Source organism: Amycolatopsis sp. NPDC003676 (genome assembly GCF_053587275.1).
The window spans coordinates 1-13,334 of sequence record NZ_JBSFNS010000065.1; the positions used below are offsets into that span (position 1 = coordinate 1).

Here is a 13,334-nt window from a genome sequence, read left to right on the forward strand (position 1 = left end):
GGTGCTTGTCAAGGCGGGAAAGATGCCTTGACAAGCACCCCCAGACCGCAGGGACGCTTTATATCGGGGTGCGGGGGAGGGGCTGGGTGCCTCGAACCTTGGGTGCACGGGTGCGGTTGGGTGGTGGGGCGCACGGCTGGGTGCCTCGATCGTTGGGTGCACCGGGTGGCGGTTGGGTGGTGGGGCGCACGGCTGGGTGCCTCGATCGTTGGGTGCTTCGGCTGCGGTTCGCGAGTGGGCTGGGGCTAGCGCCCCAATGTGGCGTTGGGTGCGTCAGATGCACCGAATGCGGCATTGGGTGCGTGGGATGCACCCAATGCCGCATTGGGGCGCGTTCTGGCGGGTGGTGGGCGGTCCGTGAAGGGGCCCTTGAGGGAATCTAAGTCCGTGAAGGAGCCCATCGCGGCGTGGCGCGGCGTGCGGAAGGAAGGTCGTGAGGGGAACCTTGAGGGAATCAGATTCCCTCAGGGTTCCCCTCACGTACTTCCGGGCCAGAACCGCCGGAGATCAGTCTGCGTCTGGGGTCTTGTCCAGGCGGGCTTCGTCTTCCTTCGCGCGTTGGGCTGCTTCGCGCATTTCGATCACGTCCGTGAACCAATCGCCCGTTTCGCGGGCTATGTCGCGGACTGCGCCAGTAATGATCGTGGCGATGTTGCCGATGTGGTTGGCTGCGGACTCCGTCAGCTCCTGCACGGTGTCCTTGCCACTTTCGAATGGGCCGACCATGGGCTTCCTCAGGCTGCTCGGAGTTGCCGTTCGGGGTCCACGGTAGCGGCCGGACCCGGTTTTCCGGGAAGGGCCAGCCGCGCGATCTTCTTAGCTACCGACCACAGCTGCTTGTACAGGGGGCCGGTGTTGTAAGGCAGGCCGTAGCGTTCGCAGATTTCGCGCACTTCTCCGGCGATTTGCGGGTAGCGGCGCGCAGGCAGGTCCGGGAACAGGTGGTGTTCGATCTGGTGCGACAGGTTTCCCGAGAGAATGTGGAACAGCGGGCCGCCGGTGATGTTCGCGGAGCCCAGGATTTGGCGCAGGTACCACTGGCCTCGGGTTTCGTTCTCGGTCTCTTCCTCGGTGAAGCTCTCGACGTCCGCGGGGAAGTGGCCGCAGAAGATGATCGAGAACGCCCACAGGTTGCGGACCAGGTTGGCGCTCGCGTTGCCCAGCAGCGTCAGCGGCGCCAGCGGACCGGTGAGCAGCGGGAACAGGACGTAGTCCTTGCCGATCTGGCGCGAGGCCTTGCGGACGATCCGGCGCAGCACCGGCACGTTTTCCGCCCAGGTTCGCTCGCCCTTCACCACCCGCTCGACTTCCAGGTCGTGCAGCATGACGCCCCACTGGAACAGCAGCGCGAGCAGCGTCGCGTACACCGGGTTGCCCAGGTAGTACGGATGCCACTTCTGCGCCGGGTCCATCCGCAGGATTCCGTAGCCGACGTCGCGGTCCTTGTCGACGATGTTCGTGTACGTGTGGTGGATGTAGTTGTGCGAATGCCGCCAGTTCTCCGCCGGCGCGACGGTGTCCCACTCAAACCGCTGCGAGCTCAGCTCCGGGATGCGCGTCCAGTCGTACTGGCCGTGCATCACGTTGTGGCCGATCTCCATGTTGTCCAGGATCTTCGCCGCCGACAGCGCCGCGACGCCGGCCAGCCACGCGGGCGGCAGGAAGCCGGCGAACAGCAGGCCGCGGCCGGTCACCTCCAGTGCGCGCTGGGTTTTGATGATCTTGCGGATGTACTCGACATCCTCCTCGCCGAGGTCGTCGACGATCCGCTGGCGCAGTGCGTCGAGTTCGCGGCCGAATTCCTCGACCTGTGCGGGGCTCAGGCGGTCCTGCAGACCGGTCATGATGCTTCCTCCGGTGGTCAGGCGTCGATTTCGACGTCCCCGACGGGGACGCTGAAGCAGAGCTGGATTTCTTCGTTCTCCTCGCCGGAGACCTCGCCGGTGCGGGCGTTGCGGACGCGTCCGGCGGTTTTGAGCTGTGTGCAGGAGAAGCAGATGCCCATCCGGCACCCGTGTTCCGGCGTCAGGCCCGCGTCCTCGGCCTGTTCGAGCAGCGGCTTGCCGGAGTTGTCGCACTCCCGGCCGCTGCGGGCGAAGCGCACCCGGCCCTCGGCGGCCGCGGTATCGAAGGTCAACGGTGCTGCCGTGAACTCTTCGGTGTGCAGTTGTGCACTCAACCCCTCGTTCTCGAAGAGTTCACGTGCAGCGGCCATCAGCGGAGCGGGACCGCAGAGGAACGTTTCGGCCTCGCGGAACCACGGCGCGGCCTTCTCCAGGTGCGCGACGGAGAACAGGCCGTGCAGGTCGCCGCCGCGGCGGGCGTGGGTGTGGGCGTTGACCACGCGGAACCCCGGGTGCCGGGCGGCGAGTTCGGCCAACTCGGCGCGGTAAAGGGCGTCCGCGGGGGTGTTCGAGTAATGCAGGAACACGATCTCGCCGGGGTGGCCCTCGGCGACGAGCGTGCGGGCCATCGCGAGGACCGGCGTGATCCCGCTGCCGCCGCTCATCAGCACGATCCGGTCCGGGCGCGGCGACGGCAGGGTGAATTCGCCGTCCGCCGGCGAAAGCCCCACCACCGCGCCGACGGCGGTGTCCTGCAGATGCCGCGACACCAGCCCGTTCGGGTCGGCTTTCACGGTGAACTCCAGGTCACCGCTGCCCTGCTCGCCGCACGGCGAGTAGCAGCGGGTCCGGCGGACGCCGTCGATCTCCACCTGCATCCGCACGTACTGCCCGGCGCGGAAGCCCTGCCACGCCCGGCTCGGCCGCACCGTGAAGGTGACGGTGTCGGGCGTCTGATGCCGCACGGCGGTGACGCGGCCGCGGATCTCGCGCCGCACCAGCATCGGGTCGACCAGTTCGAGGTACCGGTCCGCGCCGTGCGGGGTGAGCAGCGCCTCGGCGAGCGAGACGAGTCCGCGCACGCGGCGCGGGAGCAGTGCGGTCATCACCCCTCCAGAAGTTGAGTGCACAGTCGTACACTGACTAGTGTGGGGGCACGGCCCCGGGGCCTGTCAACGCGGAAGCGAGGTGATGTGACGTGGGCCATGCGGCGATCGCCAGTACGCTGCTCGACGTGTCCGCAGCCGAGGAGCCGGCCGGCCCGGTGAGCCGGCAGGAGCGCAAACAGCGCACCCGTCAGGCGCTGCTCGACGCGGCGCTCGACCTGCTCGCCGACCGGAGTTTCGCCAGCCTTTCGCTGCGCGAGGTCGCGAAAGGCGCGGGCATCGTGCCGACGGCGTTCTACCGGCATTTCTCGTCGATGGAGGAGCTGGGCGTCGCGCTGGTCGAGGAGACCACGCGCACGCTGCGCGGCATGCTCCGCGGCGCGCGCACCGAGCAGCGCGGCTACGGCGGCATGATCCGGGCTTCAGTGCAGACGCTGCACCGGCACGTCCGCGAGCACGAGGACCACTTCCGGTTCGTCACGCGCGAGCGCTACGCCGGTCCCGGCGCGGTGTCTCGGGCGATCGCGGTCGAGATGCGGATGTTCTCCAGCGATCTGGCGCTGGACCTGGCGCGCTTCGACCCGCTGCGCACCTGGCCCACCGAGGACCTCCACCTGCTGGCCGACCTCATCGTCACCGCGATGCTCGGCACGGTCGCCGAACTGCTGGACATCCGTCCCGGCGACACCGCCGCCGACGAGCGCACGTTGGTCGCGGCGGAAAAACGGCTCCGGATGATCCTGCTCGGCGTGCCGCACTGGCAGCCTTAGCGGCATGGCCTTCCTGCACCTGACCGCGATCATCGTCGACGACTACGACGAGGCGATCGACTTCTTCACCCAAGCCCTGGGCTTCGACCTTGCCGAGGATTCGCCGTCGCTCACCAACGACGGCCGCCCCAAGCGATGGGTGGTCGTCCGCCCGCCCGGCGGCGAAACCGGCATCCTCCTGGCTCAGGCGGACGGCGACCGGCAGTCCCGCGCGGTCGGCGACCAGCACGCCGGCCGGGTCGGGTTTTTCCTGCGTGCGGACGACTTCCAGGCCAGCTATCAGCGGATGCGCGACGCCGGGGTCGAGTTCCTCGGCGAACCGCGGACCGAGCCGTACGGCCAGGTCGTCGTGTTCCGCGACATCGCGGGCAACCGCTGGGACCTGCTCGGCCCGGCCGCGTCCTGAGCCTGCTCTACGATCCCGAAGTCCAGCTGATCGTGGAGGAACGCTATGCCGAGCGGGTCGGAAGTCCGAGCCGAATTCACCGACCCAGCCGAAAACCTGGCGTTCGACGAGGCGCTGCTGCGCGAGGGGCCGACAGCGCCGGTGGTGTGGCTGTGGCGGAACCCGGTGTGCGTCGTGGTCGGCCGCGGTCAGCGGATCGCCCGCGAGGTCCGCGTCGACGAATGCGCTCGCGACGGCGTCCCAGTGCTGCGGCGAGCCAGCGGCGGCGGGACGGTGTTCCACGACCCGGGCAATCTCAACGTGACGCTCGTGCTTCCCGGCCCCGCGCCTCGTCCGCTGGAAATGCTCGGACTGGTGATGTCCGCCGCAGTGGAAAAACTCGGTCTCCCGGCGAGAATCGGCGACCGCGGCATCTTCGTCGGCGACGCGAAACTGTGCGGCTTCGCGGTCTTCCGGACCAAAGACGTGCTGCTGGCGCATTCGACGCTGCTGGTCGACACGGATGCCGCTCGCGTCGGCGCATACCTCACCGGCCCGCCGCCGGACCCGAAGCCGCTGGATTCGCACCGGAGCAAGGTCGCGTCCCTGGTCGACCACGGCGTGCGGCTGCCGCTGACGGAAGTGGAAGACACTGTCCGCGCAGCTGCGGCGGGACTGCTCGGCCCGCTCCCGCCGCGCGAACCGACGGCAGGGGAGTTGGCGCGGCAGCGGTCATTGCTGTGGAGCCGCTACGAATTCCCGGACTGGCACGCCGAAGGACGCCAGCGTTCGTAACTTCCTTGCCGGACAGCCACATTCGTGCAGCCTGGCCGAAAGTCCGTGAGGGGAACCCTGAGGGAATCAGATTCCCTCAGGGTTCCCCTCACGAACCTCGGACTCGCGGGGCGCCACGCCGGGCCCGAGAACCCCCGCGCGCTACTGAGAAACCGGCATTGGAGCGCTTAGAACCAGCGCTCCAGCACCTGCGCCACCCCGTCCTCCGCAGCCGGTCCCGTCACCTCGTCCGCCACCGCCAGCACCTTCGGGTGCCCGTTGGCCATCGCGACGCCGTGCCCGGCCCACTGCAGCATCTCGACGTCGTTGGGCATGTCGCCGAAGGCGATCACCGCCGACTGGGGCACGTCGAAGCGTTCGGCGATGTCCGCGAGCCCGGTCGCCTTGGTCACGCCGTGCGCGGACAGTTCGATCAGCCCGCCGGTGGACGAGTACGTGACGTCCACCGCGCCGTCGAGCACCGCGTTCACCGCCTCGGCCATTTCCTCCGACGTCATCCCCCGACGGCTGACCAGCAGCTTGATCGCGGTTTTCCCGAGCACCTCGGCGCGCGGCGCGATCCGGCTCTCCTCGTCGCCCCACGGGTTGTGGTACTCCGGCTCGATCACGAAATTGCGCAGTTCGTGGTCCACTGATCCGGTGCCGACCCGTTCCGCGGCCAGCCGGCAGCCGGGCAGCGCCTTGTCGAGCGCGGAGGCCAGGTCGTGCAGCAGGACCGGCTCGAGTTCGCCGTGCACCGCGACCACCGAATCGGCTCCGATGTCCAGCAGCACGGCGCCGTTGGCGCACACCGCGTACCCGGTCAGCCCGAGCGGCCCGGCGATCGGCGCGATCCAGCGCGGCGGGCGGCCGGTGCTCAGCACGAACGGCACGTCGTCGGCCAGGACCCGCTGGACGACCGCCACCGTGCGCGGCGTCACTTTTTCGCTGGGGCCGAGCAGGGTGCCGTCGACATCGGACGCGATCAACCGGGGTTTCTCCACGCGTCCCATTCTCCCGGTCGCCGCCCGTTCGAGCGAATGTCAGTGCTGGACGTTACGGTCGGCCTCGTGCGAGCAGGCATCGTAATTCTTCCTGAAGACCGCTGGTGGGCGGCCGAGCCGAAATGGCGCGCGGCCGAGGAGTACGGCTTCGACCACGCGTGGACCTACGACCATCTGGGCTGGCGATCGCTGGTCGACGGCCCGTGGTTCTCCGCCGTGCCCACCCTCACCGCGGCGGCCATGGTCACCTCCACGATCCGGCTGGGCACCTTCGTCGCCTCGCCGGTCGCGCGGCATCCCGTGCCGTTCGCGCGCGAGCTGATCACCCTGGACGACGTGTCCGACGGGCGTTTCGTGCTGGGCGTCGGCGCGGGCGTGGACAGTTCGCGCTACGACGCGCAGGTGCTCGCCGCGCCGGAGCTGACCGCGCGGCAGCGGGTCGACCGCTTCACCGAGTTCGTGGAGGCCCTCGACGGGCTGCTGATGACCGACAACTTCGACTTCTCCGGCGAGTACTACTCCGCGCGCGGCGCGCGGAATCTGCCCGGCACGGTGCAGCGGCCTCGGCTGCCGTTCCTGGTCGCGGCCAACGGCCCGCGCACCATGACGCTGGCCGCGCGGTTCGGGGCGGGCTGGGTCACCACCGGTCGCGGCGGCTCCACCCTCGACGAATGGTGGACCGGCATCGAGGAGCTGGTCCGCACGTTCGACCAGCGGCTCGAAGCGGCCGGTCGCGAGCCGGCGGGCATCCAGCGGCACCTGAGCCTCGACGCGGCTCCGGTGTTCTCGCTCAGCAGTGTCGCGGCGTTCCGCGAGGCCACCGAAAGGGCCCGTGAGCTGGGCTTCACCGACGTTATCGCGCACTGGCCGCGTTCGAGCGGGCCGTACGAGGGGCACGAGTCGGTGCTGGAAAAGGTCGTCGAAGAAGTGCTTCCGGGTCTCAAGGCCGAATAAGAACTCGGGACCGCGGCCGGGGAGGCCGCGGTCCCGAGGACTTACTTGATGATCGTGTAGATCTGCGCGCCGGGATTGTCGTACACGAGGCGCAGGAAATCGCTGCCCCGGAGGTCGCGCAGACCGGGGGAGATCGGCGCGTCCCTCGCGATCGAGCCGCTGCCCACGAGCACGTGGTGCACTTTCAGCCGCTGCACCGCCTCGCGAACGCGCAGGTCGAGGTCGTAATCGCGGAAGTGCAGCGCCAGGTACTTCGCGTCCGGCGAGATCGGGCCGCCGCCGTCGTAGTGGCCCGCCACCGGGTGCACGCCGGTCAGCGCGTACATCCACGCGGTGCCGTCGAGGCGGTCGTTCAGCACCTTCTGGTCCGACGGGATGCCCATCCGGCCGAGGAAGTCCATGGCCGCGATCTCGTCCGGGCTGACCGGCGGCGTGACCTCGCCCTCCGGCCCGTTGTAGTACAGGAACGACACCGCAGTGGCGTTCGCGGTCCGGTAGAAACCGCCGGTCAGCACCGCGGTCAGGGCCACGACGACCGCCGCCGCCGCGACTCCGAGCCGGGACACCACCTTCGGCCGCGCCTTCGCCCAGCTGACCGAGCGGATCAGCTGGGCGATCCAGCGCTGCAGTTCCGCCATGCCGTGCCCGGCGAGCAGGCACAGCGGGATCGCGGCCAGCGCCATCAGCCGGAACCGGTCGTTCCACCACGGCCGCGACAGCGAGATCACCAGCGGCGACGCGCCGTAGGACGTGACCAGCACGAACAGTCCGGACAGCCCGATCGCGGACACCATCAGCCAGCGCAGCCTGCCGAGCGAGCGGAAGCTCAGCACGCCGACCACGAGCAGCACGGTGAGCCAGAGCTGCGGTTTGTGCAGCACCTGCTGGAACGTGGCGAGCATGTTCAGCGCCGACATGACCGGCAGGTCCGAATTCCACGGCTGGTACGGGTATGCGCCGTTGGTGAAGCCGATCGCGCCCAGGATCTGCAGTGCGGCGAGCGCGAGCCCGATCACCATGACCGGCACTGTGCGCACGATGTCGCCACCGATCACGCGCAGCCCGTTGCGTCCTTCGGGCACACCGTCCACCTGAAGCCCGCGAAGCGACCGATACCAGCGCTGCAGCACCAGTGGCGCCGCGAAGAGCGTGCCGCCGAATAGTGCGCTCGAATGCGCGACGAGCAAGCCGTCCACGGTTAGCGCGAGCACTAAGCCGGTGTCGACGCCCGGGCGTACGAGGAAGCGTTGCAGCGAAACCACCATGAGCGGTGTCAGGACCACGCCCAGCGCGTACGGCAGCAAGCCGCTCGACACTGACTCGTACGCGCCCGTGGTGGCCGCGGCGGCGATGAGAGCCGCGCAGCCCGCGAATACCGCACGGCCGCCCATCTGGCGGACCAAAGCGACCATCGACAGCGCGAAGATGCCCGCGACCGGCATGGTCACGGCGTTCAGCGTGACCGGGATGCTCGTCCCGGAGATCTGGTAGACCAGCGCGGCGACCAGGTGATAGCCGTTCGGGTAGAACGAGCCGTCCGGATACCAGTTGATCTTGCTCATGCCGATCAGCGAGCCGTCGCCGGTGTCGGCGATGTAGCGGATGCCGTTCGCGTGATAGACGGTGTCCCAGCGCTGGAAGACCGCCGTCGTCCCGCCGCGCGCGGACAGCACCACGGCGATCGACAGCGCGGTCGCCACCACGACGCACGCGGCGACCGACCAGTGCGCACGCGTGCTCCAGACGACCGGGGGCTCCTCCGCGCCGGGCTTGATCCAGCCGCGCACGAGGCACAGCCTGCGGATGCCCCACGCGATCCCGGCCAGCAGCAGCGTGCACGCCGAGGCGGTCAGGACGTTGTAGTGAAGGCCGACGGCTGCCAGCCACGGCCCGCCAAGGCCGGTGACGGCGTAGCTGAGCAGCGGCGCTAGTCCGGCCAGGGCCCAGCCGCGCACTCCCGCGGCCCTCCCGATGATGCCGCCCGGGACCACCAGCACGGCCAGGTAAGTGGCGACCGCGCCGAGATAAGTCCAGAAGGTGTCTGGTGCAGGCATGCTTCTCACTTGTGTAGTGCGGGTAAAACCCGGCGGGATGCCGAGGTCGGTTCGGGAGGCGGTCGCACGACTGCGTACCCTGAGCGCCCGTGAGCGAGCACACGAACTCCGCCAAGATTACTGAAGACGACTTTCGCGGTTACGACCTCGTCGTCGTCGGGTCCGGTTTCTTCGGCCTGACCATCGCCGAACGGGCCGCGGCCGAGCTGGGCAAGAAGGTCCTGGTCCTCGAGCGCCGCCACCACCTCGGGGGCAACGCCTACTCCGAGGTCGAGCCCGAAACGGGCATCGAGGTGCACCGCTACGGCGCGCACCTCTTCCACACGTCCAACAAGCGGGTGTGGGACTACGTCAACCGCTTCACCGAGTTCACCGGGTACCAGCACCGGGTCTTCGCCAGGGTGCGGGACCAGGTCTATTCGTTCCCGATGAACCTCGGCCTGATCAACCAGTTCTTCGGCAAGTCGCACACGCCGGACGAGGCGCGCGAGCTCATCGCGAAGCAGGCCGCCGAGTTCCGGACCGAGGACGCGCAGAACCTCGAGGAAAAGGCGATCTCCCTGATCGGCCGCCCGCTTTACGAGGCGTTCATTCGCGGGTACACCGCGAAGCAGTGGGAGAACGACCCGAAGAACCTCGGCACGAACATCATCAACCGGCTGCCGGTCCGCTACACCTTCGACAACCGGTACTTCAACGACACGTACGAGGGTCTGCCGGTCAACGGCTACACCGCGTGGCTCGAGAAGATGGCCGAGCACGAGAACATCGAGATCCGGCTGAACGTCGACTACTTCGACGTCCGCGAGCACATCCCGGCGGGCACCCCGACCGTCTACACCGGCCCGCTGGACCGCTACTTCGACTACTCGGCGGGCCGGTTCACCTGGCGCACCGTCGACTTCGAGTCCGAGGTCGCGCAGACGGGCGACTTCCAGGGCACCTCGGTCGTGAACTACAACGACGAAGAGGTCCCCTACACCCGGATCATCGAGTTCCGCCACTTCCACCCGGAGCGGGACTACCCGAAGGACAAGACGGTCATCTTCCGCGAGTACTCGCGTTTCGCGAAGGAAGACGACGAGCCGTACTACCCGATCAACACCGCCGAGAACCGCGAGAAGCTGGAAAGCTACCGCGAGCTGGCGAAGACCGAGGCGCGCGAGAAGAACGTGCTGTTCGGCGGGCGTCTTGGCACGTACAAGTACCTCGACATGCACATGGCCATCGGGTCGGCGCTGTCGATGTTCGACAACAAGATCGCCCCGCACCTGACCGACGGTGCGCCCCTCGATGGGTCGATCGATGCTTGAGAAAGACACCCCGCGTGGTGAAGTCGCTGTGCTCTCCCGCACCCAGAAGGTGCTGAAGAAGCCCGGCACGGTGCAGGTCGCGCGGGGAATGTCGCTGTTCGGGGAGCACAGCGCGGGATGGTTCGCGCTGGGCTTGCTCGGAGCGGCGGTGGACCGCGACCGGCGCAAAGACTGGCTGGTCGCGTCGGCCGGAGTGGTGGGCGCGCACGCCGCGTCGATCGCCGTGAAGCGCGTCGTGCGGCGGCGCCGTCCGGACCATCCCAGCGTGGAGGTTCTGGTCGGCACGCCGAGCAAGCTGAGCTTCCCGTCGTCGCACGCGACGTCGACGACAGCGGCGGCGGTGCTCTACTCCGGATTGACCGGGCGTAACCTGGTCCCCGCCCTGGTACCGCCGATGCTCGCCTCGAGGCTGCTGCTCGGCGTTCACTATCCGACAGACGTTCTGGCCGGAGCCGCCCTGGGAGGCGTCGTCGGCGGTCTGATCCGACGGAAGCTGACCAAGAAGCGATGAGCGAAACGACCGACGAGCGAACCGAAAACGCGTCCGGTACGGCCGAATCCGCGCAAGCGACGGAACCGGCTGCCGACAAGACCGACGTGGCACAAGAAACCACCGACAAGGCCGAGAAGCCCGAGGCTCCGGCCTCGACCCCGGCCGCCCCGGCGCCGTCTTCCGGCCCGAGCCCCGTGGGTCTCGTGCTCGGGGTGATCAAAACCGCGCGGCCGAAGCAGTGGGTGAAGAACGTCCTCGTCTTCGCGGCGCCGTTCTTCGCGTTCTCCAAGGCGACGAACCGGACCGAGCTGGTCATCGACGCGCTGATCGCGTTCGTGGCGTTCTCGCTCACCGCCTCGTCGGTCTACCTGATCAACGACGCCGTCGACGTCGAGGCCGACCGGGCCCACCCGACGAAGCGCAACCGCCCGATCGCGGCGGGCATCGTCCCGGTCCCGGTGGCCTACGCGTCAGCCGTGGTGTTCTTCCTGGCCGGGCTCGCCGTGTCGTTCGCGGCGGACTGGCGCCTCGCCATCGTGCTGGCGGTCTACGAAGCCGTCCAGCTCGGCTACTGCTTCGGCCTGAAGCACCAGCCGGTGGTGGACCTGGCGATCGTCGGCTCGGGCTTCCTGATGCGCTCGGTGGCCGGCGGTGTCGCGGGCGGCATCGCGATGTCGCAGTGGTTCCTGCTGGTCACGGCGTTCGGCTCGCTGTTCATGGTGGCGGGCAAGCGCTACGCGGAGATCATGCTGTTCGAGCGCACCGGCGCGAAGATCCGGTCCTCGCTGAAGAAGTACTCGGCGAGCTACCTGCGCTTCGTGTGGGCGACGTCCGCGGCGATCCTGATCATGTCCTACTGCCTGTGGGCGTTCGAGATCCGCCAGGCCGAGCACAACTCGGTGTGGGCGGTCGTGTCGATGGTCCCGTTCGTGATCGCGGTGCTCCGCTACGCGGTCGACGTGGACGGCGGCAACGCGGGCGCGCCCGACGAGATCGCCCTGAAGGACCGCGTGCTGCAGGTGCTCGGCGCGACCTGGGTCGTGACCCTGTTCCTGTCGTTCTACCTGTGAACGGCGCGCGGATTTAGACAGCTGGGATTCAGCTTCTCCACAGCATCGACGGTCACCCTCAGGGGTGGGAGCCGGGACACCCCGCCTCCCACCCGCTCAGCCCGGAGGACCGACGATGAACGACAACGAGAACCCCTCGCCCGGTGAGCCTGCGGGCCCTGGCGCGACCGGCGGGCCCGCGGGGCAGGAACCGACCGAGCAGTTCGGCCGGACCGGGGACCTGGGCGGGGCTTCCGCTGGTCAGCCGGGGTCGGCTGAGCAGGCCACTCAGCCGAGTCAGCCGGTACCGCCCGCCGAGCAGACCAGCCAGCTGCACCAGCCTGGGCCGTCGGCCGAACAGGCGGGCCAACCGGCGTCGTCTGCTGAGCAGGCGTCTCAAGCGGGTCAGCAGGCCGCTCAGCAACCGCCTCAGCCCGGCCCTTACGCCCAACCCGGTCCGTGGGGCATGCCGCTGCCGCCGCCGAAGCAGAGCGGCTTCCGCCGGTTCGTGGCCCACCGGGCGACGCAACTGGTCGCGGTGGGCGTCCTGGGACTGGCCGTGGGCGGCGGAATCGTCGGCGGCGTCATGGCCGCGACGCACCACTCCGGCCGCCCCGGCATGAGTCAGCACCAGGGCGGCCACCGCTTCAACGACGGCGGTCCCGGCCAGCGCCACCGCGTCCCGGACGGCCAGAACGGCGGCAACGAGAACAACGGCCCCGGGTTCGGCAACGGGAATGGCGGCAACACCGGCTCTGGGAATTGATCGAGCCTTTCGCGCAGAATCCCTGCCCGCAAGACCTTATTCGCCCAGTAGTGCCGGGTACAAAACCGTCGGATGCTCGGACAGCGCGGCTTTCGCGGTCGCGCTGTCCGCGTCCGCGATGATCTCGATTTCTCCCGCCTCCAGGCCGTCCAGCGCGAGCCGGACGACCTCGGCCGGGTCGTTCTTCGGGATGTCGAAGCTCGCCATCATGTCGGTGTCGGTGCTGGCCATGACCAGGCCGCTGACCAGCGTGCGCTGGGCCAGCAGCTCCAGCCGCACCGAGTTGGTCAGGCTCCACGCCGCCGATTTCGACGCCGCGTATCCCGCCGAGCCCGGGTAGACCGCCCAAGAAAGGGCGGACAGCACGTTCAGAACCGCGCCATCTTTCAGTCCTGGCGCGAATGCGCGGGTTACCTGGAGCGGGCCGAAGAAATTCGTCTCCATTTCGCGGCGAATCTCGGCCAGGTCGCCAGTCACCAGGTCGGTGAAGCCAGCGATTCCGGCATTGTTGATCAGCAGGTTGACGTCCGGGGCGGCGGCCGCGGCGGCTGCGATCGAGTCCGGATCGGTGACGTCCAGCTGCAGCGACACGGCACCGTCGAGGTCGAGGGGGCGGCGAGCGGTGGCGTAGACCTTCGCCGCGCCGCGCTCCAGCAGGGCGCGGACGAAGTGGGTGCCGAGTCCGCGTCCGGCGCCGGTGACCAGCGCGGTTGAGCCTGCGATCTGCATGGGGTTCTCCTGGGGAAAGCTGTCGGAAGGGGACAACGGCTATCCTGGATCCTGACGTCGGTGTCAGGTTCTCGTGTTTGTTGTGCGGATCAC

At 68.7% G+C, this 13,334-nt stretch carries 14 protein-coding genes; 8 read left to right on the top strand and 6 right to left on the bottom strand.

What is annotated here, in order from left to right:
- Window positions 1-507: 507 nt before the first annotated feature.
- From ACWDNU_RS29605 to ACWDNU_RS29615, 3 genes are read right to left on the bottom strand one after another with little or no spacing between them, the layout of a single operon-like run.
- Entirely contained in the window at window positions 508-726 is a 219-nt protein-coding gene (locus ACWDNU_RS29605) for a hypothetical protein (protein ID WP_370939324.1), read from the bottom strand.
- A gap of 8 nt (window positions 727-734) precedes the next feature.
- Window positions 735-1,844: a fatty acid desaturase family protein gene (locus ACWDNU_RS29610; RefSeq protein ID WP_449671319.1), complete on the bottom strand. Its 1,110-nt coding sequence runs from the start codon at window positions 1,842-1,844 to the stop codon at window positions 735-737.
- A 17-nt stretch (window positions 1,845-1,861) separates the two neighbouring features.
- Window positions 1,862-2,950 carry a ferredoxin reductase gene (locus tag ACWDNU_RS29615; protein ID WP_449671320.1) on the bottom strand — a complete coding sequence of 363 codons (1,089 nt, stop codon included), beginning with the start codon at window positions 2,948-2,950 and terminating at the stop codon, window positions 1,862-1,864.
- A gap of 92 nt (window positions 2,951-3,042) precedes the next feature.
- On the opposite strand from ACWDNU_RS29615, the gene ACWDNU_RS29620 reads away from it, so the two are divergent.
- Genes ACWDNU_RS29620 through ACWDNU_RS29630 form a run of 3 tightly spaced genes read left to right on the top strand, consistent with a single transcriptional unit; the run spans window position 3,043 to window position 4,900 of the window.
- A complete protein-coding gene (locus tag ACWDNU_RS29620) occupies window positions 3,043-3,720 on the top strand; it encodes a TetR family transcriptional regulator (protein WP_370939321.1) in 678 nt (225 codons plus the stop codon).
- Window positions 3,721-3,724: 4 nt separating this feature from the next.
- The gene (locus ACWDNU_RS29625) at window positions 3,725-4,126 is read left to right on the top strand and encodes a VOC family protein (RefSeq protein ID WP_449671321.1); all 402 of its coding nucleotides are present in this window, start codon (window positions 3,725-3,727) and stop codon (window positions 4,124-4,126) included.
- Window positions 4,127-4,171: 45 nt separating this feature from the next.
- Window positions 4,172-4,900, top strand: coding sequence for a lipoate--protein ligase family protein (locus ACWDNU_RS29630; protein WP_370939319.1), 729 nt, complete (start codon window positions 4,172-4,174; stop codon window positions 4,898-4,900).
- 167 nt (window positions 4,901-5,067) lie between these two features.
- Here the strand turns inward: ACWDNU_RS29630 and ACWDNU_RS29635 are convergent, their stop codons facing one another.
- The gene (locus ACWDNU_RS29635; protein WP_370932578.1) at window positions 5,068-5,892 is read right to left on the bottom strand and encodes an HAD family hydrolase; all 825 of its coding nucleotides are present in this window, start codon (window positions 5,890-5,892) and stop codon (window positions 5,068-5,070) included.
- 57 nt (window positions 5,893-5,949) lie between these two features.
- On the opposite strand from ACWDNU_RS29635, the gene ACWDNU_RS29640 reads away from it, so the two are divergent.
- Window positions 5,950-6,837 (top strand): LLM class flavin-dependent oxidoreductase, encoded by an 888-nt coding sequence (locus tag ACWDNU_RS29640; RefSeq protein ID WP_370932577.1) that lies wholly within the window; start codon window positions 5,950-5,952, stop codon window positions 6,835-6,837.
- 41 nt (window positions 6,838-6,878) lie between these two features.
- Here the strand turns inward: ACWDNU_RS29640 and ACWDNU_RS29645 are convergent, their stop codons facing one another.
- The gene (locus ACWDNU_RS29645) at window positions 6,879-8,891 is read right to left on the bottom strand and encodes a DUF6541 family protein (protein WP_449671322.1); all 2,013 of its coding nucleotides are present in this window, start codon (window positions 8,889-8,891) and stop codon (window positions 6,879-6,881) included.
- A gap of 89 nt (window positions 8,892-8,980) precedes the next feature.
- On the opposite strand from ACWDNU_RS29645, the gene glf reads away from it, so the two are divergent.
- From glf to ACWDNU_RS29665, 4 genes are all read left to right on the top strand, one after another.
- Window positions 8,981-10,204 carry a UDP-galactopyranose mutase gene (gene glf, locus ACWDNU_RS29650; RefSeq protein WP_370932575.1) on the top strand — a complete coding sequence of 408 codons (1,224 nt, stop codon included), beginning with the start codon at window positions 8,981-8,983 and terminating at the stop codon, window positions 10,202-10,204.
- Complete coding sequence (locus tag ACWDNU_RS29655) at window positions 10,197-10,715, top strand: phosphatase PAP2 family protein (RefSeq protein WP_344281746.1); 519 nt, start codon at window positions 10,197-10,199, stop codon at window positions 10,713-10,715. Before glf ends, ACWDNU_RS29655 begins: the two co-directional genes overlap by 8 nt.
- Complete coding sequence (locus ACWDNU_RS29660; RefSeq protein ID WP_449671323.1) at window positions 10,712-11,767, top strand: decaprenyl-phosphate phosphoribosyltransferase; 1,056 nt, start codon at window positions 10,712-10,714, stop codon at window positions 11,765-11,767. The genes ACWDNU_RS29655 and ACWDNU_RS29660 overlap by 4 nt, the downstream gene beginning before the upstream one ends.
- Before the next feature lie 115 nt (window positions 11,768-11,882).
- Window positions 11,883-12,512, top strand: a complete 630-nt coding sequence (locus tag ACWDNU_RS29665; protein ID WP_449671324.1) for a hypothetical protein — start codon at window positions 11,883-11,885, stop codon at window positions 12,510-12,512.
- Window positions 12,513-12,548: 36 nt separating this feature from the next.
- Here the strand turns inward: ACWDNU_RS29665 and ACWDNU_RS29670 are convergent, their stop codons facing one another.
- Entirely contained in the window at window positions 12,549-13,241 is a 693-nt protein-coding gene (locus tag ACWDNU_RS29670) for an SDR family oxidoreductase (protein ID WP_449671325.1), read from the bottom strand.
- Between the last annotated feature and the right edge of the window lie 93 nt (window positions 13,242-13,334).

Excerpts from the sequence above, each read along its gene's own strand:
- ACWDNU_RS29665 (WP_449671324.1), top strand. The coding sequence starts at position 11,883 with ATGAACGACAACGAGAACCCCTCGCCCGGTGAGCCTGCGGGCCCTGGC.
- ACWDNU_RS29605 (WP_370939324.1), bottom strand. The coding sequence starts at position 726 with ATGGTCGGCCCATTCGAAAGTGGCAAGGACACCGTGCAGGAGCTGACG.
- ACWDNU_RS29635 (WP_370932578.1), bottom strand. The coding sequence starts at position 5,892 with ATGGGACGCGTGGAGAAACCCCGGTTGATCGCGTCCGATGTCGACGGC.
- ACWDNU_RS29625 (WP_449671321.1), top strand. The coding sequence starts at position 3,725 with ATGGCCTTCCTGCACCTGACCGCGATCATCGTCGACGACTACGACGAG.
- ACWDNU_RS29630 (WP_370939319.1), top strand. The coding sequence starts at position 4,172 with ATGCCGAGCGGGTCGGAAGTCCGAGCCGAATTCACCGACCCAGCCGAA.
- ACWDNU_RS29645 (WP_449671322.1), bottom strand. The coding sequence starts at position 8,891 with ATGCCTGCACCAGACACCTTCTGGACTTATCTCGGCGCGGTCGCCACT.
- ACWDNU_RS29655 (WP_344281746.1), top strand. The coding sequence starts at position 10,197 with ATGCTTGAGAAAGACACCCCGCGTGGTGAAGTCGCTGTGCTCTCCCGC.
- ACWDNU_RS29670 (WP_449671325.1), bottom strand. The coding sequence starts at position 13,241 with ATGCAGATCGCAGGCTCAACCGCGCTGGTCACCGGCGCCGGACGCGGA.
- ACWDNU_RS29615 (WP_449671320.1), bottom strand. The coding sequence starts at position 2,950 with ATGACCGCACTGCTCCCGCGCCGCGTGCGCGGACTCGTCTCGCTCGCC.
- ACWDNU_RS29660 (WP_449671323.1), top strand. The coding sequence starts at position 10,712 with ATGAGCGAAACGACCGACGAGCGAACCGAAAACGCGTCCGGTACGGCC.
- ACWDNU_RS29610 (WP_449671319.1), bottom strand. The coding sequence starts at position 1,844 with ATGACCGGTCTGCAGGACCGCCTGAGCCCCGCACAGGTCGAGGAATTC.